18 protein-coding genes are annotated in these 24,986 nt (G+C 62.0%); 13 read left to right on the forward strand and 5 right to left on the reverse strand.

Annotated features, from left to right (window positions below; genetic code table 11):
- The first annotated feature begins 320 nt into the window (after window positions 1–320).
- The 6 genes from GT590_RS13130 (at window position 321) to GT590_RS13155 (ending at window position 8,336) form a co-directional block, all read left to right on the forward strand.
- On the forward strand, window positions 321–1,460 hold the full coding sequence (locus GT590_RS13130; RefSeq protein WP_009305726.1) for a DMT family transporter: 1,140 nt from the start codon (window positions 321–323) through the stop codon (window positions 1,458–1,460).
- 86 nt (window positions 1,461–1,546) lie between these two features.
- Window positions 1,547–2,107 carry a hypothetical protein gene (locus GT590_RS13135; RefSeq protein WP_021409027.1) on the forward strand — a complete coding sequence of 187 codons (561 nt, stop codon included), beginning with the start codon at window positions 1,547–1,549 and terminating at the stop codon, window positions 2,105–2,107.
- A gap of 323 nt (window positions 2,108–2,430) precedes the next feature.
- Window positions 2,431–3,726 carry an MFS transporter gene (locus tag GT590_RS13140; protein ID WP_009305728.1) on the forward strand — a complete coding sequence of 432 codons (1,296 nt, stop codon included), beginning with the start codon at window positions 2,431–2,433 and terminating at the stop codon, window positions 3,724–3,726.
- Between the two features lie 119 nt (window positions 3,727–3,845).
- On the forward strand, window positions 3,846–4,445 hold the full coding sequence (locus GT590_RS13145) for a TetR/AcrR family transcriptional regulator (RefSeq protein ID WP_161171156.1): 600 nt from the start codon (window positions 3,846–3,848) through the stop codon (window positions 4,443–4,445).
- Between the two features lie 194 nt (window positions 4,446–4,639).
- Window positions 4,640–6,802: an amino acid permease gene (locus GT590_RS13150; RefSeq protein WP_161171157.1), complete on the forward strand. Its 2,163-nt coding sequence runs from the start codon at window positions 4,640–4,642 to the stop codon at window positions 6,800–6,802.
- 46 nt (window positions 6,803–6,848) lie between these two features.
- Window positions 6,849–8,336, forward strand: a complete 1,488-nt coding sequence (locus GT590_RS13155) for a glutamate decarboxylase (protein ID WP_009305731.1) — start codon at window positions 6,849–6,851, stop codon at window positions 8,334–8,336.
- 306 nt (window positions 8,337–8,642) lie between these two features.
- Here the strand turns inward: GT590_RS13155 and GT590_RS13160 are convergent, their stop codons facing one another.
- Window positions 8,643–9,236, reverse strand: coding sequence for a helix-turn-helix transcriptional regulator (locus tag GT590_RS13160; protein ID WP_021409885.1), 594 nt, complete (start codon window positions 9,234–9,236; stop codon window positions 8,643–8,645).
- A 252-nt stretch (window positions 9,237–9,488) separates the two neighbouring features.
- Here GT590_RS13160 and GT590_RS13165 point away from each other — a divergent pair, with 252 nt between their 5' ends.
- Entirely contained in the window at window positions 9,489–10,181 is a 693-nt protein-coding gene (locus GT590_RS13165; RefSeq protein ID WP_175282522.1) for a type 1 glutamine amidotransferase domain-containing protein, read from the forward strand.
- Window positions 10,182–10,292: 111 nt separating this feature from the next.
- Here GT590_RS13165 and arcA read toward each other — a convergent pair whose 3' ends face one another.
- Window positions 10,293–11,510 (reverse strand): arginine deiminase, encoded by a 1,218-nt coding sequence (gene arcA / locus GT590_RS13170; protein ID WP_009305734.1) that lies wholly within the window; start codon window positions 11,508–11,510, stop codon window positions 10,293–10,295.
- 444 nt (window positions 11,511–11,954) lie between these two features.
- On the opposite strand from arcA, the gene GT590_RS13175 reads away from it, so the two are divergent.
- Window positions 11,955–12,809 carry a helix-turn-helix transcriptional regulator gene (locus GT590_RS13175; RefSeq protein WP_021409887.1) on the forward strand — a complete coding sequence of 285 codons (855 nt, stop codon included), beginning with the start codon at window positions 11,955–11,957 and terminating at the stop codon, window positions 12,807–12,809.
- Window positions 12,810–13,036: 227 nt separating this feature from the next.
- On the opposite strand, the gene GT590_RS13180 is transcribed toward GT590_RS13175, so the two are convergent.
- A complete protein-coding gene (locus GT590_RS13180; protein WP_009305736.1) occupies window positions 13,037–14,782 on the reverse strand; it encodes an FAD-dependent oxidoreductase in 1,746 nt (581 codons plus the stop codon).
- A gap of 328 nt (window positions 14,783–15,110) precedes the next feature.
- Between GT590_RS13180 and GT590_RS13185 the strand changes: the two genes are divergently transcribed.
- From GT590_RS13185 to GT590_RS13210, 5 genes are all read left to right on the forward strand, one after another.
- Window positions 15,111–16,577 carry a helix-turn-helix transcriptional regulator gene (locus GT590_RS13185; protein ID WP_021409880.1) on the forward strand — a complete coding sequence of 489 codons (1,467 nt, stop codon included), beginning with the start codon at window positions 15,111–15,113 and terminating at the stop codon, window positions 16,575–16,577.
- 117 nt (window positions 16,578–16,694) lie between these two features.
- Window positions 16,695–19,205 (forward strand): transporter substrate-binding domain-containing protein, encoded by a 2,511-nt coding sequence (locus GT590_RS13190; protein ID WP_057385038.1) that lies wholly within the window; start codon window positions 16,695–16,697, stop codon window positions 19,203–19,205.
- Window positions 19,206–19,377: 172 nt separating this feature from the next.
- The gene (locus tag GT590_RS13195) at window positions 19,378–20,628 is read left to right on the forward strand and encodes an Nramp family divalent metal transporter (protein WP_009305739.1); all 1,251 of its coding nucleotides are present in this window, start codon (window positions 19,378–19,380) and stop codon (window positions 20,626–20,628) included.
- Window positions 20,629–21,202: 574 nt separating this feature from the next.
- Complete coding sequence (locus GT590_RS13200) at window positions 21,203–21,982, forward strand: carboxymuconolactone decarboxylase family protein (RefSeq protein ID WP_021409883.1); 780 nt, start codon at window positions 21,203–21,205, stop codon at window positions 21,980–21,982.
- 149 nt (window positions 21,983–22,131) lie between these two features.
- Window positions 22,132–22,482 carry a hypothetical protein gene (locus GT590_RS13210; RefSeq protein WP_227791369.1) on the forward strand — a complete coding sequence of 117 codons (351 nt, stop codon included), beginning with the start codon at window positions 22,132–22,134 and terminating at the stop codon, window positions 22,480–22,482.
- Window positions 22,483–22,777: 295 nt separating this feature from the next.
- On the opposite strand, the gene GT590_RS13215 is transcribed toward GT590_RS13210, so the two are convergent.
- Together GT590_RS13215 and GT590_RS13220 are read right to left on the reverse strand one after the other, a co-directional pair.
- A complete protein-coding gene (locus GT590_RS13215; protein ID WP_161171158.1) occupies window positions 22,778–23,542 on the reverse strand; it encodes a LamB/YcsF family protein in 765 nt (254 codons plus the stop codon).
- A gap of 124 nt (window positions 23,543–23,666) precedes the next feature.
- The gene (locus tag GT590_RS13220; protein ID WP_161171159.1) at window positions 23,667–24,506 is read right to left on the reverse strand and encodes a putative hydro-lyase; all 840 of its coding nucleotides are present in this window, start codon (window positions 24,504–24,506) and stop codon (window positions 23,667–23,669) included.
- Between the last annotated feature and the right edge of the window lie 480 nt (window positions 24,507–24,986).

Below are 24,986 nucleotides of genomic sequence, written 5' to 3' on the forward strand. Positions count from 1 at the left end.
GCCTCGACTACTTCCCGAACCGCGTCGCCGACCCGACCCTGGTTCGCCCGGAGATGTGGAACGACTAGTCGCGTAGCTTGACCTACTTGTCACAGACAGGCATCGTCACTTCGTAAAAAGAAAGGGGATTCGGTTTGCAAGGCATTCCGGATCCCCTTTTCCTTTTCATAATCCAATTATCACGCACAAACAGATCGGTCATGTAGGATCAAAGGTAAGACTCCAATCGTTTCGCATTCGATCTTGCATGACAAGAAAACCCCTCTGACAGGGGGTTAGGTGGGGCATACTCTTTTTTGCTACTGGTTTAAGGAGGACCAATGGCAGACAACGCTAACAAGGAAATCAAGACCGCGACAGCCGATGACGGCTCGACCGGCTACGAGATGAAGATCGGTCTTGGCACCATTGCCATGCTGATCTCGGCGACGGGCATGGGCTTGGTGCCCCTGTTCAGCCGCTGGGCAACTCGTACGGACATGTTCGACGGGGCGCTGGGTCTGAACGCTGGCGACTCCATCGGTGCTTTGATGGCCGTGGGCCGCATGAGCATGGGCGTGCTGTTCTTCGTCGTCATCATGTTCGCTACGGGCAAGGTAGAGACGTTCAAGAAACTCAAGCTGACGCCGGCCATCGCGTTGGGCGGCTTGATGATCGGCATGTCGCTGGCGTGCTACGTGACGTCTACGCTGTTGACCACCATCTCGAACGCTGTTCTGTTCATCTACATCGGTCCTGTCGTTTGCGTAGTGCTCGCGCGCATCTTCCGCAAGGAACCCATGTCTGCTTTACAGTGGGTATGCCTGGTTGCGGTGTTCATCGGCATGTTGTTCGGCAACAACCTGATGGGTTTCAACGAGTCTGGCTTCTTCGTAGACTTCAACCTGGTTCCGTCTACGCCTGAGTTCCCGCAGAAGGGTCTCGGCGACGCCTTCGGCCTGGCTTCCGGCTTCTTCTACGGCGCTTCGATGTTCTTCAACGGCTACCGTAAGGACGCCGACACCACGGCTCGTGGTGTGTGGAACTTCATCTTCGCCGTCCTGGGCGCTGGTGTTATCACCGTCGTCCTGAACTCGCTCGGTGCAAACCCCGGCATGGAGAACTGGGCTCTCAACATCCACTTCACCGCATTCAACTGGATCGGTGCCCTGCTTTTGTGGGTCATCTGCGGTCCTGTGGCTCTGGGCTTCTTGCTGGTGGCTGGCCGCAACCTGCCGGCTGCTGACTACGGCACCATTGCGTACTGGGAAGTTCCCGTGGCCATCTTCGTGGGTCTGGTCGTGTTCGGCGAGGCCCTGACGGTTAACACGATTCTCGGTGGCATTCTCATCATCGGCGGCGGCGCTATCCCCTCTATCAAGGGCATGCTTTCCGCTCGCAAGATGAGAAAAGAAGAGGAGATTTGCGAGAATCTTGCCGCTCGCTTGGAAGAGGAAGAAGTCAAGGAGCACCTGCAGTAGGTTTGGCGGCGTGCGCCTGGTTCTCGGGCGCACGCCTTTCCGCTGAGAAGCGGTAATCCATAACCGGAAAGGAAGGGGTGTGATTCATGAAGATCACGAGCAACCTGACCCATGTTGCCACTGAAATCGAGTTCGAAGCGCCGTTGAACGAGGAGGAGCTGCTCGCCGTGTTCGAGAAGAGCGGCGTCCAGGGCTTCCCGGCCGAGCTCGACATCGCCGAGCGCACGGAGGACCACGTGCAGATGCTGTCGCTGGAGAAGCTGCTGGGCTTCGCCAAGGCGTCCGGGCTGTCCGCGGTGACCTACGACGTGACGTACTTCCCGCACGCCGACGACGCGGAGGTTGCCTACCAGCTCAGGCAGCTGGCGCGCGACCTGGAGATCAGCGCCGAGGTCATCCGCGACGTGTGCGCGGCCGAGATCCAGGAGTACCTGGCCCTCGACGCGAAGCGCGACGCCGGCCTGCCCGTCCACAGCATCGTGGAGGCCTACACGGGCGGCACCGCGTTCGCCTGGTACGGCATGAGCGACTACCCGCGCCTCAAGCGCTTCATCCTGCGCAAGCTGGCGCAGGGCGGTCAGAAGGCCAAGCACAGCTTCATCATGCGCGCCAGCAAGGCCCAGGTGGATATGCTCGACGAGTACTGATCGTCTTTTGCGGTTGAACCTTCGGGTTGCCCTACGGCCTGTCAGCGAGAACGCAGCACGTCCAAAATTATGCGTTTCACGAGGCATTTTAGGTGGAGCCCGTTTGCTGCAAAACGGGCTCCACGCCTTTTCGGGGCAGGGCTCTCGACGGTTCAAACGCATATAAAAGGTTACAGGTTTACCTCGTATTGCCGTTTTTGCGGTATGATAACCTCAGGTTAAGGCGTTTTCCGACTATCGAAAGGGGCTTCTTTTGGAGCACCAGATACGCCGACAGCTTGCGTGTACTTCTAACGAAGCTGCTAATTTCTTAGGGGATTACCATGGGATCTAACGACCAACGTTCCACTATCAGAAAAGTAGCCGTTTCATCGTTCCTTGGGAACTTCATCGAATGGTTCGACTACGCAACCTATTCGTACTTCGCAGTGGTCATCGCCAACGTGTTCTTCCCTGGCGACGACCCGGCGCTTGCGCTCATGCAGACGTTCGCGGTGTTCGCGCTTTCGTTCCTGCTGCGCCCCATCGGCGCCATCTTCTGGGGCAGCATGGGCGACAAGAAGGGCCGCAAGTGGGCCCTGTCCACGTCCATCTTCCTGATGACCGGCGCTACCTTCTGCATCGGCTTGCTGCCGGGCTACCTGGCCATCGGCCTCGCCGCCCCCATCTTGCTGCTGCTGCTCCGCATGATCCAGGGTTTCTCGGCTTCCGGCGAGTATGCCGGCGCTGCTACGTTCCTGGCTGAGTACGCTCCCTCGGACAAGCGCGGCGTGTACTGCTCGCTCGTGCCTGCTTCGACGGCCGTGGGCCTGTTGGTGGGCTCTACGTTCGCCACGGTCATGTACACGATCCTGCCTGACGCAGCCGTGAACGAGTGGGGCTGGCGCATCCCGTTCCTGTTGGCAGGACCGCTGGGTCTCGTCGCTCACTACATTCGTACCAAGCTGGAGGATTCGCCGACGTATCAGGAGATGCAGGCTGCTATCTCCAAGACCGACGACTCGAATCATCCTATCCGCGACCTGTTCCGTCATCACACGAAGGAGCTCATCATCTCCTTCGGTGCCGCCATGCTGAACGCGGTGGGCTTCTACGTGGTTCTCACGTACTTGCCGGTCTACCTGGAGACGGTGGTCATGATGCCGGCGAACGAATCGTCGCTGATCACCACTATATGCCTGGTCGCGTACGTGGCGTTCATCTTCGGCATGGGGCATCTGTCCGATAAGTTCGGGCGCAAGAAGATGCTCATCATCGCCTGTGTGTCGTTCATCGTGCTGACGGTGCCGGCGTTCATGCTGTTGAACACTGCGCAATTCTTCACGGTGCTGGCCGTCGAGCTGGTGCTGTGCCTGGCGCTTACCATCAACGACGGTACGCTGTCCAGCTATCTGACCGAGACGTTCCCGACGGCGGTGCGCTACACCGGCTTCGCCCTGTCGTTCAACTTGGCGAACGCCCTGTTCGGCGGTTCCGCCTCGTTCATCTCGACTGCTCTGATCGCCGCTACCGGCTCCGGTCTCGCGCCTGCCTGGTACATGGTCGGCGTGTCTTGTGTCGCGCTGGTGGCGATGATACTATCGCACGAACATACGGGTAAGGATCTGTCCGAAGTGTAAGGCCCTGCGGTCTGCACGACGATAGTGCTGATACAAACGGGCGCCGTCCAGACCTGCTGGTCCGGACGGCGTTCGCTCATGAGACGGCGTGCTCGCGCCGCCCGTACAATGGAGGACGAATGGCTGAAACATCGCAGACGCCGAAGTGTTTGAAAGCTCAGATCACGCGCACGTCGCTCGTGCTGGCCGCGGCGGCGTTGTTGCGCGAGCAGGGGCCGAAAGCCGTGACGTATCGCAAGGTGGCGAAGTGGGCCGGTGCGGCCTCGTCATCGGTCGGATATTACTTCGACTCGGTGACGCAGTTGCTGCACGAGGCCGGTCGCTACAATATTCAGCTGTGGGCCGAGCGTGCAGAGAAAGCGGCATCGGCTGCCGAAGGCCTTGAGCCTGAAGAGTGTCGTCGTCATGTAATCGACCTGCTCATTCGCGCCTGCTTGCCCGATGAATCGGTGGTGCCTTCGGCTCACTACGGGCAGCTGATTGCCGCGGCCGAATCGGACGTGGTCACCGAGGCTTACCAGAAGGGCCGCGTTTCGCTCGATGCCGCCATCGAGCGCATCCTTGCACGCGCAAAGATCGATATGCCGCCACGTATGGTGGGCACCGTGGTAGACGGCGCGGCAGTGGCCGCCATTTCCGAGGGGTACGACGTGCGCAAGTTCGCGTCCGATATCCTGCGCGATGCCGTCGAAGTCTACATCAAGGCATCTGAAGCTTAACGCTTGTAGCGCGCCTCAGTAATCCAGCAACTCACGTTTCGGCGACGGGAGGGTGAACGCCCTCCCGTCGCCGTTCTTCTTTCCAGCCTGAATGGTAGAACGGATGCAAGAAACGCATCGATTGCGATGTCGCGCCGCTGTGTTCGCGAGCGGCGCGACATCGCGTCCTAGGTGAGGAAAGGGGTTGAGGCAGCATGAGCGATACTCGTCGCGCACCGGAGGCGTCTTCGGCTGACGCGGGCCCGGTGGGCTCGGTGAGCCGGCCGTCGTTCAAACGCACGTTGACGTTCTTCGGATTCTTCGCCATCACGGCTTCCATGGTGATGACGGTATACGAGTACCCGTCGTTTGCGTCGTCGGGATTCCAGCTGGTGTTCTTCCTGATCATCGGCGGCATCCTGTGGTTCTTGCCCGTGGCGCTGTGCGCTGCGGAAATGGCCACGGTGAAAGGATGGGAATCGGGCGGCATTTTCGCCTGGGTGGGCAATACGCTGGGCAGACGGTGGGGTTTCGCCGCGCTGTTCTTCCAGTGGTTCCAGATCACGGTTGGGTTCGTCACCATGGCGTTCTTCATCCTGGCGGCGCTGGCCTACGTGTTCAGGTGGGACGCGCTGTACAACAACCCGCTGGTGATGTTCTTCGGCGTGGCGGCCATCGTGTGGCTGCTCACGCTCACGCAGCTGGGCGGCACGAAGTACACGGCGCGCATCTCGAAGGTGGGCTTCGTGGGCGGCATCATCGTGCCCGTGCTAGTGCTGCTGGTGGGCTTGGTGATCTACTTCGCCACGGGCGGCGTCTCGCAGATCAAGATGGACGCGGCCACGTTCGTGCCCGACTTCGGCAAGGTGGACACGCTGGTCATCTTCGCGTCGTTCATCCTGGCGTACATGGGCGTGGAGGCTTCCGCTTCGCATGTGAACGAGCTGAAGAACCCGAACCGCAACTACCCGCTTGCCATGATCGTGCTGGCAATCCTCACCATCGCGCTGGACGCGCTGGGCGGCTTGGCCGTGGCCACGACGCTTCCGGCGTCGGTTCTGGACGGCAACCTGTCGTTCGGCGTGATCGAGGCGTTCCGCGCCATCTTCGTGCAGCACATCGGCCCGTCTATGAGCTGGATCGTGTTCGTGGTGGCGCTGTTGCTGGCGCTGGGCGTGCTTGCCGAGATCTCGGCGTGGATCGTGGGCCCGTCGCGCGCGCTGCTTGATACGGCGCACGACGGCATCCTGCCCCCGTCGTTCAAGAAGGTTAACAAGCACGGCGTGTCGGTGAAGACGGTGGTCATCCAAGCCGTCATCGTCACGGTGTGGGACGCGGTGCTGTGCGGATCCATCGCGCTGTCCGGCGGATCCAGCTCGTCGGTGGGCTACCTGACGGCCATCGGTCTGACCGTGGTCATCTACCTGGTGGGATACGTGCTGTTCTTCCTCGGGTACTTCTATCTGATCTTCAAGAAGAAGAACCTGCAGCGCTCGTTCCAGCTGCCCGGCGGCACGCCGTTCAAGGCCATCGTGGCGGGCGTCGGCCTCATCATGACCGTGGCGACGTTGATCATCTCGTTCTTCCCGTCGTCGAACCTGGACGCGCAGTCGAACGCGGTGTACCAGGCGACGCTGGGCGTGGCGTTCGCGATATCGGTGGCTATCCCCTTCATCATATACGCGTTGCGTCATCGTTGGGAGCCGAAGCCTGTCGTGCCGGTAGGGGCGACGGTTGCCGCGCCTTCGGGCGCTGCCATGCCCGCGCGTCCCGCGGCTCCCGAACAGGGCGCTCATGTCCGCACCGATGCGGGCACCTCGGGCCCCATCAACAAGCGCACGAAGGCCCGCGACGCGATGGGCGGCCCGCGTGACGCTTCGGGCACGCCGCGATCGGCCGGAGCAAGCGGCGCGGTTGCTGGCGGCGGTCTGAGCGAGCGCGTGGCGCAGGGCATTTCCAGCGTGGTGGTCGGCGTGACCAGCCGCCCGCCGGGACCCATTCCTGTGGACGCGAAGGATCCGCACGGTGCCCCCGTCCCGCTGCGCACGCCTACCGTGGACGAAGGCCGTGCGCACGAGATGTCCCAGCCTCCGGCCTGCGGCGTGCCCACGCCGCAGAACCCTATGCCGGTTCCGTGCGACGTCTCGGACGAGGATTCCGCTTCGCGGCATGCGGCTTCCAGCTCCGGCGCCGAAAGGCCTGCGGCCGATGCCGCCGACGTGCGCGACGATCTGATCGACCGCACGGTGGAAGGCGACCCCAGCTTGCGCTCCAGCGTGACGGAGGGCGTGGTCGGGCAGGGCGTTCCCCAGGCCGACCCCGATACGCCCGATCCGCAGCGCGAGACGGGCATCGACACCGACAAGCCGGCCCGCTAGCGCGCAGCGAACAACCAGGTATCAAACTTCGAAACAGGAGGTTTTCATGAAGGAACAGACATCTACCAGCAAGATCCTCGACAGCATGGACGAGGGCACCAAGTACTCGACGCCCATCTTCGGCTCCGAGGCGTCCGACGTGGCCATGCCGCGTCTCAAGATGAACGCCCAGCCGGTCGAGCCGCGCATCACGTACGAGATGATCAAGGAGTACCTGTCCATCGAGGGCAACGCCACGCAGAACCTCACCACGTTCTGCCAGACGTACATGGAGCCCATGGCCACGAAGATCATGGCCGAGACGATGGAGAAGAACGCCATCGACAAGGACGAGTACCCCATGACGGCCGACCTCGAGAACCGCTGCGTCGCCATGATCGGCGACCTGTGGCACGCGAACCCCGACGAGGAGCCCATGGGCACGTCCACCGTCGGCTCGTCCGAGGCGTGCATGCTGGGCGGTTTGGGCATGCTGTTCCGCTGGAAGAAGCTGGCGAAGGACGCGGGCATCGACATCTACACCGAGCAGCGTCCGAACCTGGTGATTTCCGCGGGCTACCAGGTATGCTGGGAGAAGTTCTGCCGCTATTGGGACATCGAGATGCGCCTTGTGCCGCTTGAGAAGGACCACCTGTCGCTGAACATGGACACGGTCATGGACTACGTGGACGACCACACCATCGGCATCACGGCCATCCTCGGCATCACGTACACCGGCAAGTTCGACGACGTGCAGAAGCTCGACGAGCTGGTGGAGGCGTACAACCAGGAGCATCCGAAGCTGCCCATCCGCATTCACGTGGACGGCGCGTCGGGCGGCATGTTCGCCCCGTTCGTGGAGCCCGACCTGGTGTGGGACTTCCAGCTGAAGAACGTGTGGTCCATCAACTGCTCCGGCCACAAGTACGGTCTCGTGTACCCCGGCATCGGCTGGGTGGTGTGGCGCAGCAAGGAGGCGCTGCCCGAGGACCTGATCTTCTGGGTGAGCTACCTGGGCGGCGAGGAAGCCACCATGGCCATCAACTTCTCGCGCTCCGCGTCGCAGATCGTGGGTCAGTATTACGTGCTGATGCGCAACGGCTTCGAGGGCTTCAAGGAGATCCAGGAGCGCACGCTCGACGTGGCGCGCTACCTGGCCGCCGAGCTCAAGGAGATGGGCATCTTCGAGATCTACGAGGACGCGTCGCACATTCCCATCGTGTGCTGGGGCTTGAAGGACGACGCCGACGTGGAGTGGTCGCTGTACGACCTGTCCGACCGTCTGCGCATGAGCGGCTGGCTGGTGCCGGCGTACCCGATGCCCGCCGACATGCAGGACACCACCGTCCAGCGCGTCGTGGCGCGCGCCGACTTCTCCATGCAGCTGTGCATCAAGCTGGTGGAGGACATGAAGAAGGAGATGGACACGCTGAACAAGGCGAAGTTCGTCACCGGCAACACCCAGGGCGTCATCCAGACCGGCTTCAACCATGGCGGCCGCTCCGCCGTCGACAAGGGCGAGAAGGTCCAGACGAAGGCGAAGAGCAACCAGTAACGGCTGGTGGTAGAAAAGCAGGTAAGGGGCCTGAACTTCGGGCCCCTTACCTGTATAGTGCAGGCGCCTGTAAATATGATTGATAAAGTCATGGACAAAAGTGGGCACTTTTCCGTAGGTTTTGCCGGGAAATCGGATAGGCCGCACATCGTGTTTTAGAAAACGCCTGGTGAAAGAGTTGTCGCTTCATATATTCTCATAGAAACATAAAGAAAAGTGGCGCTTTTTGTCCATTATTAAAATAGTCATATATAAAAGCCATCGACAAAGCATGTCGATGGCTTGTGCAAATCGTTTGCGCGCTCGCTATCCGAAGATGCCGAACTTGTAGACAAAGTATCCGGCGAGGGCACCGACGATGGCGGAAACTAGTGTGAGGATCACGCCCCTGAGCACGGGATGCCGACGGGCACGCTGGCTGCGCGGATTGCTGCGATCGACGGGCTCGCCCTTCGAGTATGCGAGAATCTCGTGATAGGTTACCAGATCGTGCTCTTTCTTGATGCGCTCCACGCGAGCGAGTAGCACCATTCCGAAGCCCCATATCAACAGGCCGATAATGCCGGACGGCACGGCGTCCCAGCCCCACCAGCTGATGCCTGTGATGGCGGCCGCGACTCCCAGAATAACGATGCCGAAACCTGCCCAGGTCAAGGCCATCATCTTCTTGTAGTCGTTCGAGATTGCTTCCTTCATGGCTTCCACGTCTCCTTTGATCAGTTCGTCGACTGTAACGTCGAAGAGGACGCTGAGCAGCAGCAGGCTTTCCACATCGGGGTAGGTTTTGTCGTTCTCCCAGCTTGAGACGGTCTGGCGCGAAACGTAGATCTTCGCGGCGAGGTCGTCTTGCGAGAGCCCTCGTTCCGTCCGATGACGTTTGATCTGACTGCCGAGCTCCATGCGTTTCCCTTCGTTGATCATAGGTTGCCATGACGCGGCAAAGTGTACCATCAAATGGCCTTGACGCAGGGCGTTCCATCTCCGGCATACTCTGTCAAAAGTTCTTTACATGCTATTTGAACAGGGGCGATGCATCATGGCATCCTGGATGCCGTTTGGCGACGCGGCACTTACGGATGACGGCGAACGCGATCTTCGAGCAGCGCCCGTCGTATGCTCGGACGCAGTGACGGTGTCGATGAGGAGCGCGCTGTGAAGAAGATTCTGATTGTCCTGACCAACACTGCTGCGTACGGGGAGAGGAATGTCGCCACGGGGCTATGGTTGGGGGAGGCTGCGGAGTTCATGGACGAGGCGATTCAGCGCGGATATGCGGTGGATTTCGTCAGCCCCAAGGGCGGCTACGTGCCGCTCGACCCGCGCAGCATGAAGCCTGCGTACGTCGATCGCGCTGCGTTCGCGCTGTACCGCACGCGTGACTTCCAGGAGAGAGCTCTTGCGCATTCGATGCATCCCGACGATGTGGATCCTGGCGAGTACGTCGCTCTGTATTACACGGGCGGTCATGGCGTGATGTGGGATTTTCCCAGCAGCGAGGGTCTTGAACGGCTCTGCTTGGAGGTGTACGGCAACGGCGGCTACCTCGCCACGGTGTGCCATGGCATCGCCGGGCTGCTGTACGTGAAGGAAGGTTCCAGATACCTGATCGAGGGAAAGAGCATCACGGGTTTTACCGCGATGGAGGAGCGCCTCAGCGGTAAAAGCGCTGTTATCCCATTCTGGAACGAGCAGGTGGCGAAAGCGCATGGAGCCGTGTTTCGCAAGAAACGCCCGTTCGCCGAGCACGCCATTCAGGACGGAAGGATCATCACCGGCCAGAATCCCGAATCGCCCCGCGCCGTTGCCCGCCTGCTGCTGAAAAACTTAGAACGCCCCCTGTGCTGAACCCGGTTCTCGTTCGCCATTTGGGACCGGATTCAGCACAGGGGGCGCCTGGGGAAAGGAGGCGGTTGCGCGGAGCGAATCGCGCGCAACCGCTGTTGGCGATGGAAAAGCTTAGTCCTCGCGCTCGATGGGCATGCTCATGCAGCGCGGGCCGCCACGGCCGCGGGACAGCTCGGCGGACGGGACGATGATGAGGTCGAGGCCCTTGTCGCGCAGCACCTTGTTCGTGACGTCGTTGCGCTCGTACACCACGATCTTGCCCGGGGCGATGCACAGCGTGTTCGAGCCGTCGTTCCACTGCTCGCGCTCGGCCGCGATGCGGTCGCCGCCGCCACAGGGGATGAGCTCGACGGGATGACCGACGTAGGTCTCCAGGATGCTCTCCAGCGTGCCGTTCACTTCCTTGACCTTGATTCCCTCGCCCGCAGCGGTGATCTCGAAGACGGTCAGCGGGCCCATGATGCCGGGATGGATGGTGAACTTGTCCGTGTCGATCTGCGTGAACACGGTGTCGAGGTGCATGAAGGCGCGGGAGTTCGGGATGTTGAACGCCAGGATGGTCTCGATGGGGCTCGTCGGATCGTTGAAGATGTTCTTCGCGATGGCATCGATGGCATCGGGCTCGGTGCGCTGGGAAATGCCGATGGCCAGCACCTTGTCGTTGATGTTGAGGATGTCGCCGCCCTCGATGTGGAACGTGTTGTAGCGGCTGTAGTACTCGGGGGTGCCCTTCAGCATGGGATGATGCGCGAAGATGTACTCGCCGTAGATGGTCTCGCGGTTGCGGGTCTCGGAGTACATGCGGTTGATGGACACGCCGTTGCCGATCATCGCGAACGGGTCGCGGGTGAAGTACAGGTTCGGCATGGGCTTGATGACCATCTTGGAAGACTCGGAAACCAGGTCCACCAGCGAGTTGGACTTGTCGGTGTGCAGCTCGGTGAGGTTGATGCCCTCCATCGTCTTCAGCACGAAGTCCTTGGCGTCGGGATAGTTCTCCTGCATGTAGTCGAAGATGATCTTCTGGTAGCGGTCCGTGCGGATGCCGGCCTCTTCGATCCACTGCTTGAGGAACTGCTCGCGCAGCTCGGGGTTGGCCTCGAGAACCTCAGCCATGAGGTCTTCCAGGTAAAACACTTCGACGCCGTTGTCGCGCAGAGCCTGCGCGAACGCGTCATGCTCCTCCTGGGCGACCTTCAAGAACGGGATGTCGTCGAACAGCAGCTCTTCGAGCGTGTTCGGCGTCAGGTTCAGAAGCTCTTTTCCCGGGCGGTGCAGCAGGACTTTCTTCAAGGGCTTGATCTCGCTCTTGACGTTCACTCCTGACATGTGCAACCCTCCTTCTTCCTTTACGTCGGTTCCGCAGGGAACCGATCTTCGCCAAGTCGCCGTGCGGTCCTTTATGCCGTTCGGCGCGTTGACACCACCATGCTCCAACCCGATAGTGAAGAAAAGATGTAAACGAGGTTTACCGGCAAACAAAGAAGGTTTACCGTCGGGAAACGGGTCGATAAACCTCTACTAAACTGCTGGTCGCAGCCTTGATCGCAAAATGCAGCGCTCGCAGGCCGAAAGTAGAGGGCGTCGCGCCCGATTCCCAGAGCGGTTGTTTCGTGTATCATGGGAGGAAGGTTTAGGCAGTCGCTTCGCGTTTGAGAGAGGTGCCGCTCCGTGGGTTTCGTGCTCTTCCATTACACGCTTTTCGTGCTGTTAGGATCCATTCTGACATCGGCCACGTGTTTGTCTGCTTACCTTGTTTCAAGGAAGCGAACGATGCTGTACGCCTCCTTTGGTTTTCTGTTCTATTTCTTCGATGTGGCATGGGTGTTTCAACGAGATTTCTTCACCGGTGCCGATGCCGGAGTTGGGCCTGCGTATGCGCTGATCATGTCGCTGCTGATGGTGTTGGCCGGTTGCGGGTTCCTCACGTCGTTTTGGTTGCTGGTGTGCGATTACGTGGGCGAGACGCGCAAGGCGCTCAAAGTGATTCCGGCGGTCGTGTTCGTTGCGGCCAGCGTCGCGGTGCTTCTGATCGTGCCCGAAGGCGGCTTGCGAAGTTTCGCGTTCTACAGTCCGAGAGCGTTGTACCTGTTCTGGATGCTGGCTTTCGCCGGGGCATGGTACTTGAGGTCGAAGGACGCCGCCGAGCGTGCCCGCCTTCGACGTCATTTGGGTCTGTACGGGGCGCTGTGGTTTTTGGGGCTGTCCGTGGTGGTGGAGGACGCGTTGGTGTTCCTGCTGCCCGATCCTATCTTCATCGGGCCGCGCGCGTACGCTCCCGAGCGCAACTTCGCCGAGAACGCGCTGATGCTGTGCTGCGCGTTCTTCGCGTGCCGCGACGCGTTCCGGGTTTTGTCGCTGCGCTTCGACCGACCGCCCATGCGCGGCGGAGGGCGACAGGAAGAGCTCATAGACGACAACCTCATGATGTACGGCAAGCGCCACCAGCTGTCCGAGCGCGAATGCGAGGTGCTGCGCTACGTGCTGCTGGGCAACGACAACCAGAACATCGCGTCGTCCATGCATCTGGCACTGAGCACCGTGAAAGTGCACGTGCACAACATCCTTCAGAAAACCGGTCAAGCGAACCGCCAAGCATTGGTTCAGGACTTCTGGAAGATGTCATAGCAGTATGGACGTGTGACTGTGTCAAGGGGACGGGGCATTTTGTCAAGGGGACGGGTCATTTGACACACTGACACGACACAGTAGCGGTAAGGCGGGTGTGTCAAATGACCCGTCCCCTTGACACACCCGCCTTTCTGCAGACACAGAAGCGCCCTCCCGGGAAGGGGAGGGCGCTTCTTCTCGAGGCGTCTGGAAGGGAGGAGGGAAACGCCTCGCGTAGGGGTTGCCTACACTGCCGCGGCGGCGTTCTTGCCGGCCAGGCGGCCGAAGGTGAGCGCGCTGCCCAGACTGATGCCGGCCACCACGACGGGGTAATCCACCAGCAGGCGGCGGCCCATCGTGTTGCCCGCCACGTACAGGCCGGGGATGGGATCGTTCGTGCCGTCCTTGGTGACGCGCAGCTCGTGGTCGCACTCCAGGCCGCCGAACATGACCAGCATGCCCGCGTTGCCGAACTTGCACGCGTAGTACGGCGGGTTCTCCACCGGGAACATGCGCTTTGACATCTTGCCGAAGTCCTCGTCGATGCCCTTGTGGCACAGCTCATTGTAGCGCTCGATCTCGGCCTTCATCGTTTCCAGGGGCAGACCGGTCTTCTCGGCCAGCTCCTCCAGGGAGTTCGCGATGACGTCGGTGCGCTCGTCCACCATGGCCTGCGTCGTGTAGCCCAAGCCGAAGCCCGAGAGCACGGTCTCGTACTCGGCGGCCTGGTCATCCGGCACGAAGTAGGTGGTGTAGCCGTGACCGTCGGGCATGTGGATGATCTGCTCGGGCCACTTGCTGTCGAAGATCTGCCACGCCTTCACGCCGGCCTTCGCCAGCTCGGGGTCCTTCGCGACGGGCTGGCGCGTGTGCTCGGCGGCGATGTTCTGGCCGGGCACGTCCTCGTTCATGAAGCGCTTGCCCTCCATGTTCAGCTGCAGGAAGCTGTCGACGCCAAGCGATCCGCCCATGTGGTGGGTCATCGGCGCGTGGGGGCCCAGCTCCATCCAGCCGCCGGCCCAGATGCCCATGAGCTGGCCGCGGCCGTCATCGACGCCGCCCATGAACTCCTCGGTCCACGGCGCGTAGTAGTGGCGCATCTCGGGGTTCGCGCCGTAGTCGCCGCAGCACAGCACCACGGCCTTGGCGTTCACCTTAAGATAGCCGTCGGGCGTCTTCGCGTACGCGCCCACAACCTTGTCGTTCTCCACGATCAGCTGCTCGCCCTCGGCATTGTAGATCAGCTCGGCGCCGCCGGCCACGGCTGCGTTGAACGCTGCTTCGCACGCCCACTGCATGTTCGGGTTCGTGGTGATGGTGCCGTGGAAGTAGGGGTAGACTTCTTCCTTGTAGTTGTAGGTTTCCAGCGGCGGGAAGCACTTCGGGCGGATGAAGTTCGGCTTGTCCGTCTTGCGGTTGGCCGCGGTGGATTCCAGCACTTCGTAGTCGGCGCCCTCGATGAACCAGTCGAAATCCTCGCCCGAGTGGTCGTACCAGTAGTTCATCATCCAGGTGTCGCAGCGACCGCCCGTCTCCTTGACGAACTCGTTGAAGATGTCCTCTTTCGGAGCCCACTCGATGCCCAGGTCCTTCTGGATTTGGGATCCCACGACGCCGAAGTCGCCGGCCATGGAGATGACCGAGTAGCTGTCTTCCGGCTGCTTTTCCAGCACGATGACCTTCTTGCCGGCTTCGGCGGCTTCCTTCGCCGCGGCGGTGCCGGCGATGCCCATGCCGATGACCAGCACGTCGCAGTCCTTCTCCTCCTTGACGTCGGTGGGGACCGGCGGGGGCGTGAGGAAGTCGGGGGTGTATTTGGTGGGGGAGACGCTCGACGCGCTGCCGCCGTTCGGGCTGCCGTCGCCCTCGGCGGATGCGGTGCCGGCGCTCTGCTGCGGAGCGCAGCCGGCCAAGCCGGCGGCTCCAGCGGCGACGGCTGCGGTGGCTCCCAAGCCCAGGAATGCGCGACGACTCAGTCTGGTTTCTTTCATGTCCCTCTCTCCTTTCGATGAGAAGCGGGTTGGTTTTCCGCTGCCCGCTTCATCGCGAGGATTTCCGGTATGGAATCCTCCCCTGCGCTGCCAACCATACGCGCCCGCGAGCCTGCCCGCCACACCTGCGGGCGGGTGGTTTTTTGCGTTTAGGCCGGTGAGAAGCCCACCTGATACGGGTAGGGTATCGGATAGGATGCCTGATGGAACGGTGTATGCGTACGCGTTTGCCGTGGCGGGGGCTGTGTTGGGGCTCGAACCATGAGCCGGGGACGAATCCTTTTCGATGGGATATACTGGCGAGGAAGCAGACGGAGGGTAGGGGCCGATGAGCTGTTTGAAGGATCTGTTCACGGGCATGAGAGCGCGCGACGTCGTGTTCATGAGCGGGTATGCGTTGTATTTGACGTTCGGCTACATGTCGTTCGAATCTCCGACGGTGCTCACCTCGTTGGGAGAGTCGGGCGCCATCGTGCAGTCGCTGTTCCTGGTGGCGGTGATCGCGGCGCGCATGGTGGTGTACGCGGCGATGATCGCGTTGGCGCGCCGGTCGGGGCGCGGGTTCTCGACGGCGGTCGTCCTTGTGTGCGCGGGCGTTGCCGCGACAGGGTTCATCGTCACGCGCATGGCTTTTCGGTTCGCAGAGTTCGTGCCGCTGAACGAGCTGGTTCCGTGGCTGGTGGCGGGCGGTTTGTGCTTCGGTGCGGGCGATGCGCTGATCAACCTGTTGTGGGCGCGTTTCTCGGGTACGTTCGATTTGCGGCGCGTGTACCTGTTCGTGCTCTTGAGTAGCGGGCTCAGCCTGATCGTGTACTTCGTTGTCACGCTGCTGCCAGCGGCGCTCATGCTGCCGGCGGGCGCGCTGCTGTTCTTCGCTTCCGTGGCGTTCTGCCGCCAGTGCCTCGCCGCGCGCGAGCCCATCGACGAGGAGTTCTCCGCGCCGGTGTTCAAGGGCGCGTTGTCGGTGCTGTGGCGTCCGGTGCTTGGCACGTCAATCCTGGCGTTCATGAGCGGTCTCATGCTGCAGCTTTCGATGTCCGAGGCCATCCCGCTGGGGACGTTCCAGTTCACGGCGCTTATCACGCAGGCTGCCGTGATCGCTGCCCTGTTGTTGCCCGCCTTGCTGGTGAAGAGCCAGCCTGGTTTGGGGTCGGTGTACCGTATGGCGCTTCCGCTGTCGGCGGCGGGCTTTTTGCTGCTGCCGCTCATCTGGAACGGCGCAGGTGGCTTGGCGAACGCGTGCGCCCAGTTGGGAACGCTGGTGGCCGGGATCATCCTGTGGTGCATGGTGGCGCATACGGTGCACGACACGAAACTGCCGGCAGCGTTGCTGTTCTCGTGCACGCTTGTGTGCACGAACGCCGCGCAGATGGCCGGCGCCCTCGTTGGCATGTTGAATGCGCATACGCTAGGGCAGGGCGACATCGCGCTGACGGCGGTGGCGCTGGTTGCCATCTATCTGCTGGCGATGGTGTCGCTGTTTCTGTTCAAAGACAAGACCCTGCGCGGCTTCGACGCCGTGGCCGAGGAAGGGGCGCCCGCCGCCGAGCAGCAGGGCGACGCGCTGGAGGCGCGCTGCGCGCATGTGGCGGAGGCGCACGGGCTTACGCCGCGCGAGTCGGAGATCCTCGTGCATCTGGGGCAAGGGCGCACCGCGCGCGCGATTTCCGAGAAGCTGGTAGTATCGGAGAACACGGTGAAGTACCACATCAAGTCCATCTACCAGAAGCTTGACGTGCACTCGCGCGACGAGGTGATCGACCTCATCGAACGCTCGGGTGAGGAGGGAATGTGAGACAGGATCGAGTCAAGGGGAGTATAATGACAGCATTTACGAGGGGAAGCGAGCGGGGGATTGGGGCAAGAAGAGGAAACGCGATCTGAATGCGGCCCTTGGCGGGCCGTTCTTGCCGTGTTTTCGCTCGCGACCTTTCTTCTGCTGCTGGTTTTCGGCGCTCTTCCTTCCGTTTTCGATCCTGCACGGGCGTACGCCGACGAAGCGCCTTCCGATTCTGCTCGCGTCATTCGCGTCGCGTACGTGCAGCAGGAGCCGATGTCGCCGGCAGACGAGTCGGGGGCGTTTGTGGGGTACACCTACGAGTATTTCGAACGTTTGGCGCAGTATACGGGATGGTCGTACGAGTTCGTTCCGGTGGAAGGCTCGGGTCCGGCTGCCTATAAGACCCTGCGAGACTTGTTGGGTGCGGGTGATGCCGATGTTGCCGTCGGCTTGATGGCGACGCAGGAGGGTCGAGAGTCGCTCGCCTTCACGCGCGACAGCTTTGCTGCCTTGAACGTGGTGCTCAGAACCGCTGCCGAAGTGTCCGATGACCCTCTTGACGAGGCGACTTCCGATCACCCGCTGCGTGTGGCGGTGATCGAAGGCTCTCCTCTCGCGAGCGACCTCGAAGCGTTCTGCGCGCAGAACGAAATCCCTTACGAAACGGTGGGATTCGCCGATGCCGGCGAGGCGCGCGACGCCGTGCTGAACGGTCGGGTCGATGTGGAGCTTGCAGCCGATATGTCGGATACTACGGGGTTGCGCACTGTCGTTCATATGACAACTCATCCTTTGTATTTCGCCGTAGCGCTCGATAATCGTGCATTGGCCGGCGAGCTCGACGACGCGCTCGACCGCATCGACCAGGTGGATCCTCTTTTCAGGGCGCGCTTGCGCGATAGGCATTTCTCCGTTGCGTCTCCCGTGTTCTTGCTAACGGATGTCGAGAAGTCGTTCGTCGAAGGCGCTGCTCCGGTGCGGGTGGGCGTGCTGAGCGATCAACCGCCGTACCAATATCAAGAAGACGGCCAGGTCAAGGGCATTGCGGTGGATATACTTGAGACCGTGGCGCAGAAGACGGGACTGAGATTCGAATACGTTGCCGCCGAGACGGTGGAGGCTCTCGACACTTTGCAGGCGGCGGGCTCTATCGACATGGTCGCGGGCATCGATCGCGACTATTCCACGGCCAACGAGCGAAACCTCGCGCTGACGCAGCCGTATGTGAGCGCTTCGTACGTGCTCGTGGCGAACAAGAGCGTTGCCGATGGCGCCATTTCGGGCAAGCGGCTGGCGATTTCCTCCTCTAGCAGCTACGATGGCGGTTTTTTGGGCGATGCGATACAGTTTCCCTCAATTGCCTCTTGTTTGCGCGCGGTGTTCAAGGGCGAGGCGGATTACACGTACGTGGACGAGTACATGACGCAGTATTTCCTGAACACGCCGGAATTTCGCGACGTGCGCATTGCGCCCCAGACGTACGAGCCGCGCCGCGTGAGCCTGGGGGTGGTGCGTTCGGACGACACGACGCTGCTGGGCATCGTGGATCGCGCGGTAGGGTCGCTCACCGAGGTCGAGCGCCAGGCGGTCATCAACGGCAACGTATTGCGCGAGCGGCCGGTTGATCTGGGCGAGCTCGTGCATGCGAATCCGGCCATCGCGCTTGCGGTGGCGTCGGCAACGTGCTTGATCGTGGTTCTGTTCGTGCTGATAATTCTCGGGTTGCGCGCGCGAAGCAACGCGAAGACCGCGTTCGACCTCAAGAAGCGCCTGCGGTTGTACGCGCTGTGCGACGACAGCTTCTTCGAGTTCGATTGCCGCACGAAAAGGCTGATCATCTCGATGCCTGGGAAAGGCCAACAAGGGCTCAGCGAGCCGTTCGCCTTCGAGTGCGACGCCCCGGCGGTGTTTGACGAGGAGCGCAAGCGTTCGTTCGCCGAACTCCTCGGCGGCAAAGAGCATCGCGTCGAAGAAGTGCGGATGCCCGATACGGACGGCATCGAGCATTGGTTGCGCGTGACGGTGGATCCGGTGGAGGACGCGTCGGGGCGCGTGGCGCATACGGTGGGCAAAATCGAGGTCATCGACGAAGAACGGCGGGAGAAAGACCAGCTCGTGGCGCGCGCCGAACGCGATAGCCTCACGGGCTTGCTGAATTCCGAGACTACTCGTCTGCGCATCGGGCAGCAGCTGGATGCGCTTGCGGGAGGCGAGCGTGGCGCCTTGCTGGTCGTGGACGTCGATTGCTTCAAGGACGTGAACGATACGCACGGTCATCTCGTGGGCGATCTCGTGCTGGCCGATATCGCCCGCATCCTGCGAGAGAACTTCCGCATCGGCGACGTGGTGGGGCGTTTGGGCGGCGACGAGTTCATGGTGTACCTCGACCGCGTCGGCTCGACGGACGTCGTGCTGGGGAAGTGCGACCGGCTGCGGCGAGCGGTAGAGCGCCATGAGTATCCGGGAACGGACTGCCGCGCCACGATCAGCGTCGGCGTTGTGCTGGCGCATGCAGGTGATACGTTCGACGATCTCTACGGCCGCGCCGACGAAGCCCTGTACGCCGCCAAGCGCGACGGCCGCAACCGGTGCGGCCTTGCCGACGGTGCTTTGCGGTCGCCGAAAGCGGCGCCCGCTCCGTAACCTCGGCATATACGCGCGGCCTTTATTCTGCTAAAGTACATCCATCTGTTCGACGCACCTGCGTGTCGGCAATGGAAGCAAGCGCGTTCGCAACGAGGACGAAACGCGCAATGGGGATCATGGGAGGACGAGAGGAAATCGTCCGTCCGAGAGAGATTCGAAAGGAGAGGGTATGAGCAGCTCTATCGTTCAGAAATTCAAGAACGTCGGGCCCGGCGCACTGGTCGCCGCAGGCTTCATCGGGCCAGGCACCGTCACCACCTGCACGGTTTCAGGCGCGAGCTACGGCTACACCATGCTGTGGGCGCTGCTGTTCGCCACGGTGGCCACCATCATCTTCCAGGAGATGGCGTCGCGCGTCGGCATCGTTTCGGGCAAGGGTCTGGGTGAAAACATCCGCGATCGTATTCCCAACAAGGCGCTTATGTGGATTGCGATCGTGATTGTTCTCATCGCCATCTTCGTGGGCAACATCGCGTACGAGACGGGCAACATCACGGGCGGCATCCTGGGCATCCAGGCTGTGCTTCCCGACGTGCCGATGATCCCTATCGTCATCGTTCTGGGTATTCTGGCGTTCGTCGCCATGTGGATTGGCTCGTATAAGGTGGTCGAGGTTATCCTCACGGCCATCGTCGTGTTCATGGGCGTGGTGTTCTTCGTCACGGCCATCGCCTCCAGCCCTGATTGGGGCGCCATTGCCACGGGGCTGTTCGTGCCGACGCTGCCCGAAGAGGGATCGAAGGGCATCCTCACGGCGGTGGGCCTCATCGGTACCACCATCGTGCCGTACAACCTGTTCCTGCACGCCTCCGGCGCCTCCGAGCGTTTCAAGGATCCCGAGCAGGTGTCCGACGCCCGCTTCGACACGGTGCTGAGCATCGGTCTGGGCGGCATCATCTCCATGGCCATCCTCATCTGCGCCGCCGCCAACATTTACGGCACCGACACCGTGGTGACGAACGGCAAGGACATGGCGCTGGCGCTGCAGCCGCTTCTTGGCTCGTGGGCCACGTGGATGATCGGCCTCGGTCTGCTGTGCGCCGGCTTCTCCAGCGCCATCACCGCTTCGTTCTCGGCCGCTTATGCCGTGAACGGCGTGCTGGGCTGGAAGAAGACGACGAAGGATCTGCGTTTCAAGCTCATCTGGATCATCGTGCTGGTGTGCGGCTGCGTGATGGCTGTGGCGCTGGGCAAGAGCCCCACCGAGCTGATCCTTGTGGCTCAGGCGGCGAACGCCATCCTGCTGCCCATCATGGCGTTCTTCGTGCTGTACTGCGCGAACGGCAAGGACCTGGGCAAGTGGCGAAACCACATCTTCGCGAACTGCGCGGGCGTGGTGATCATCGTGATCACGCTGTTCATGTGCTGGCGCAACATGTCCAGCTTCCTCGCGTCGCTGCAGACGCTGGTCGGCGCCTAACCGCGGTTGGTCCTGCTTCTATCGAGTGCGTTCGCGTGCCCGCCGGTTTCGGCGGGCACGCGTGTTTTCGAGGGATGTGGGGTGGGGGCGAGCGCGAAGAGCGCTGTCGGAGCGCGCGGGCGAGGTGCGGAGCAGCGCATGCTGCTGGGCGCTGGGCCGTTTCGTTCCCACAAGGTCGATGAGCCTAAAATCGGTTCCGCGGGGTAAAAATAAAGCGGTTTGGTAATCCTCTTTTACCGCTTTCTTCGTGCGCTAACTTTCCGAACTGGGCAAACGTGCGAAGACGATATCGGCCGGCCGTCGAAACGGCGGTTCGGGTCCTTCCAGGATTACCAAACCGATCGATTATTGCCGCAGGAGGTCGGATTTTGCTACACGGGTTGTTTTCGCTGACGGACCGGCGTGACAAGGCGCTGCGGAGCTTCGCCGGCCGGCCGACGCGGCAAAGCGTCGCGGAGCTTCGCCGTCGTCTTCCGAAGTTTCAAATGTATCATTTTCTGTGACATTTTTCACGGAAGCGGTTTCAGAAGGTACTATGGCCTCGAGACAACAAGCACGTGAGAAGGAGACGGATATGACTACTGAAAACAGAGAGCGCGCGCAGGCTTACCGCAACCGTTTGTTCCCCGGGTTCGATTCGCCGCTTGCGTGCACCGATCCCGAGTTCGTCGAACGCATGGACAACTTCGCCTTCGGCGAAGTGCCGGCCAGCGACGATCTGGACGACCGCACGCGGATGATGGCCATCCTGGCCGCGCTCATCGGCGCGCAGGCCATCGACCTGTTCAAGGCCATGGCGAAGGGCGCCTTCAACGTGGGCGTCACGCCGGTGGAAATGAAGGAGTTGGTGTACCAGTCCACGCCGTACGTGGGCATGGGCCGCATGTTGCCGTTTCTGTACGCGGTGAACGAGCTGCTGGAGCACCGCCTGGTGTCGCTGCCGCTTGAGGGCCAGGCCACCACGACGGAGGGCACGCGTTTGGAGGCGGGCGTACGGAAGCAGGTGGACCTGTTCGGCGAGGATATGGCCGACTTCTACCAGTCGGGTTCCGAGGAAACGCGCCATATCAACCGCTGGCTGGCCGAGAACTGCTTCGGCGATTACTACACGCGCACGGGGCTCGATGACGCGCAACGCGAGATGATCACGTTCTGCCTGCTCATCGCGCAGGGCGGGTGCGAGCCGCAGGCGGTCAGCCATGTGCGGGCGAACCTGCGCGTGGGCAACGACCGCACGTTCCTCATCAAGGTGGTGTCGCAGTGCGTGCCCTACATCGGCTACCCGCGCTGCCTCAACGCGCTGCGCTGCATCGACGAAGCGATGGAGGCGGCAGAGGCGTCCGACGCGGAGTAGGCGCAGTAGGCTTCGCAACCGTTCCGGCATGAAGGGAGGCCGTCGCGCATGCGGCGGCCTCCGCGCGCTTGGCGCTATCCTTGGCGTTCCACCAGGTCGATCAGCTCTTGGTGCGAATGGACGTCCAGCTTCGCGTAGATGTGGCTGACGTGGGTTTTCACGACGGCATCAAGTCGTGTTTGTGGGCGGGCGCGCGCATGGACGAGGTGCACACGGCCATGGTGTTCGATCGCGTTGCCGTGAAACCCGACGAGTTCTGTGGCGCGCAGACCACCGGCTCGCTGTTCTGGATGGGCTCGAACCCGTGGCTCAAGGTGAACCTCAACGGCGAGCGCTTCGCCAACGAGTCCGGCCCGTACGACTACATCCTGAACGCGGCGCTCACGCAGCCGCACCACACGGTGGTCATCTGGGATTCGGACTGCGAGACGACTCGGGCTCGTACCATGCGCACACGTACCCGAACATGTCCACGGGCAACTGCTGCGGCCGTTCGGTGACCTTCGCCCGCATGATCGGCAAGGCGTTGGCTGCCAAGTAGCGCCTTGCGGCGCGATGCCGCCGCAATCGACTATCCCGAGGCCGCCGTTTGCCGGCAGGCCCCCTCATTCGCTCGGTCCCGCGCATCCCTCCCTCCCGTGCGCGGAACCATCGATTTAATGCAGAGACTTACGGACACATACGGACACATACGGACACATACGGACACATACGGACACATAGGGGCATATAGGGACCCATATGGACGCATGCGGATATCGGAAACGGGGTTCCCGCTTCGAAGGGCGTGCCCCTTTATTCAGCCCCCACTGCTTTGATGGCGATGTCGTCTTGTTCCAGCTCCTGGCGGATGCGGCTGACGAAGGCCAGCGCGGTGGGGGAGTCGCCGTGCACGCACAGCGTGTCGGGATGGAGATCCACCAGCTTGCCCGTGACGGACAGCACGGCGCCTTCGCGGATGGCGTTCTTGACGCGCTCGATGGCGTGTTCTTCGTCGCGGATGAGCGCGGCGGGGTCGTTGCGGCTGACCAGGCGGCCCTCGTCGGTGTAGTTGCGGTCGGCGAAGAACTCCTCGGCCGTGACCAGCCCCAGCTTGCGGCCTTCGTCCACAAGCGCGCTGTTGGCCAGGCCCACCAGCACTAGCTTGGGGTCCACGTCGCGGACGGCCTGCGCCAGCGCGGCTGCCAACTCGGGATCGACGGCGGCGTGGTTGTACAGTTGGCCGTGCGGTTTCACGTGCGCGAGCTGCACGCCCTGTGCCGAGCAGAACGCCTGCAGCGCGCCGATCTGGTACAGCATGTACGAGTACGCCTCGTCGGGCGACAGGTGCATGTCGCGGCGCCCGAAGCCCTGCAGATCGGGATAGCCCGGGTGCGCGCCGATGGCGATGCCGGCGTCCTTCGCCATGCCCACCGTCTTGCGCATGACCACCGGGTCGCCCGCATGCTGCCCGCACGCGATGTTCGCGCTGGACACAAGCGGGATGATCTGGTCGTCGAGCCCCAGCGTGTAGCGCCCGAAGCTCTCGCCCAGGTCGCTGTTCAAGTCGATGCGGTGCATAGGCAGCCTTCTTTCCTGCGTGGTTTCAGCCTATTGTAAAGCAACGCCCCGCGCCAGGTGAAGAGCGCGGGGCGTTGGGCGCGAGTGTTTCACGTGAAACACTCGTTCGGGGCATGAACGTTGTCTATTCTTTCAGGTTGATGTTCTTGGTGTCGGTGATGAGCATGCAGCCGGGGGCGTGGGTGATGGCGAACGGCGGCTTGCTGTTCATGACGATGGACTGAGGCGTGACGCCGCAGGCCCAAAACACGGGAACTTCGCCGTCGCGGATTTCCACAGGGTCGCCGAACTCGGGATGCATGATGTCGCGCACGCCGATGGCGTCCGGGTTTCCGATATGGATGGGCGCGCCGTGCACCTTCGGGATGGCACCGGAGATCTGCACCGCCTTCACTACCTGGTCGTAGGGGATGGGGCGCATCGACATCACCATGTTGCCGCTCATGGAGCCCGCCGGGGTGCACGGCACGCCCGTCAGGTACATGGGCACGTTGCAGCCCATGGTGTTGTGGCGGATCTCGATGCCGGCCTCGATGAGCTCGGACTCGAACGAGAACGAGCAGCCGATGACGAACGATACGAGGTCGTCGCGCCAGTAGTCCTCGACATTCTCCACTTCGGCCACCAGCTTGCCGTGCTCGTAGATGCGGTAGCGCGGGAAGTCGGTGGCGATGTCGCAGTCGGTTGCGCAGATGGCAGCCTCGCGTGCGCCCACCTCGGTCACTTCCAGCAGCGGGCACGGCTTGGGATTGCGCTGCGCGAACAGCAGGAAGTCGTAGGCCTGCTCCTTCGGCAGCACGATGAGGTTCGCCTGCGCGTACCCGGGACACAGCCCGCTCGTCGGCGCCGTGAACTCCCCCGAGCGAATGAGATGCCGCGCCTCAACCGGAGAAGCGGAAAGCATCTGCGCCCAAACGTCGTCAGCCACGCCCTCGGGCTTGACGGGAACTTGAGCATCCATCATAAGAGAACCCCTTTCCTCGGTGTCGCCCTTATTATGGCACGTCGAGAGCTGCTTTCGCGCAGCGTCTTTACGACCGTCATGGCGTGTCCGAGTCACGTGTTCCGTGCCTTGGCAGAGATCGCACGCTATGCACGATTTTGCGCGCGAATCGCAGAAGCCGACCAGCGATTTCTCCGAGATGACGGGCTGGTTATCCGAAAAAATCGTGCATAGCGTGCGATCTCTGCCAAGGCGGGGTGCGGCCGATGCTTTTCCGTTGCCGAACCGGGTGGCCGATCGCGGGTTCGAGGGGGTTGAGGACGGCGGCGCCTTTTGCTGGCGCCGCACGGGATCCTTCGACTCCGCGCCTGGCGGCGCTCCGCTCAGGATGACAACCTGCGGGGCTCGGGCTCCGCTCAGGATGACAACCAGGTAGCCCATCTCTTTCTCTCTCAAAACGGCGAACCTCGCAACCCGCACAAAAAGGGCTTTTCGAGCCTA

The sequence above is a fragment of the Eggerthella sp. BIOML-A1 genome, assembly GCF_009875595.1.
Lineage (GTDB): Bacteria > Actinomycetota > Coriobacteriia > Coriobacteriales > Eggerthellaceae > Eggerthella > Eggerthella lenta.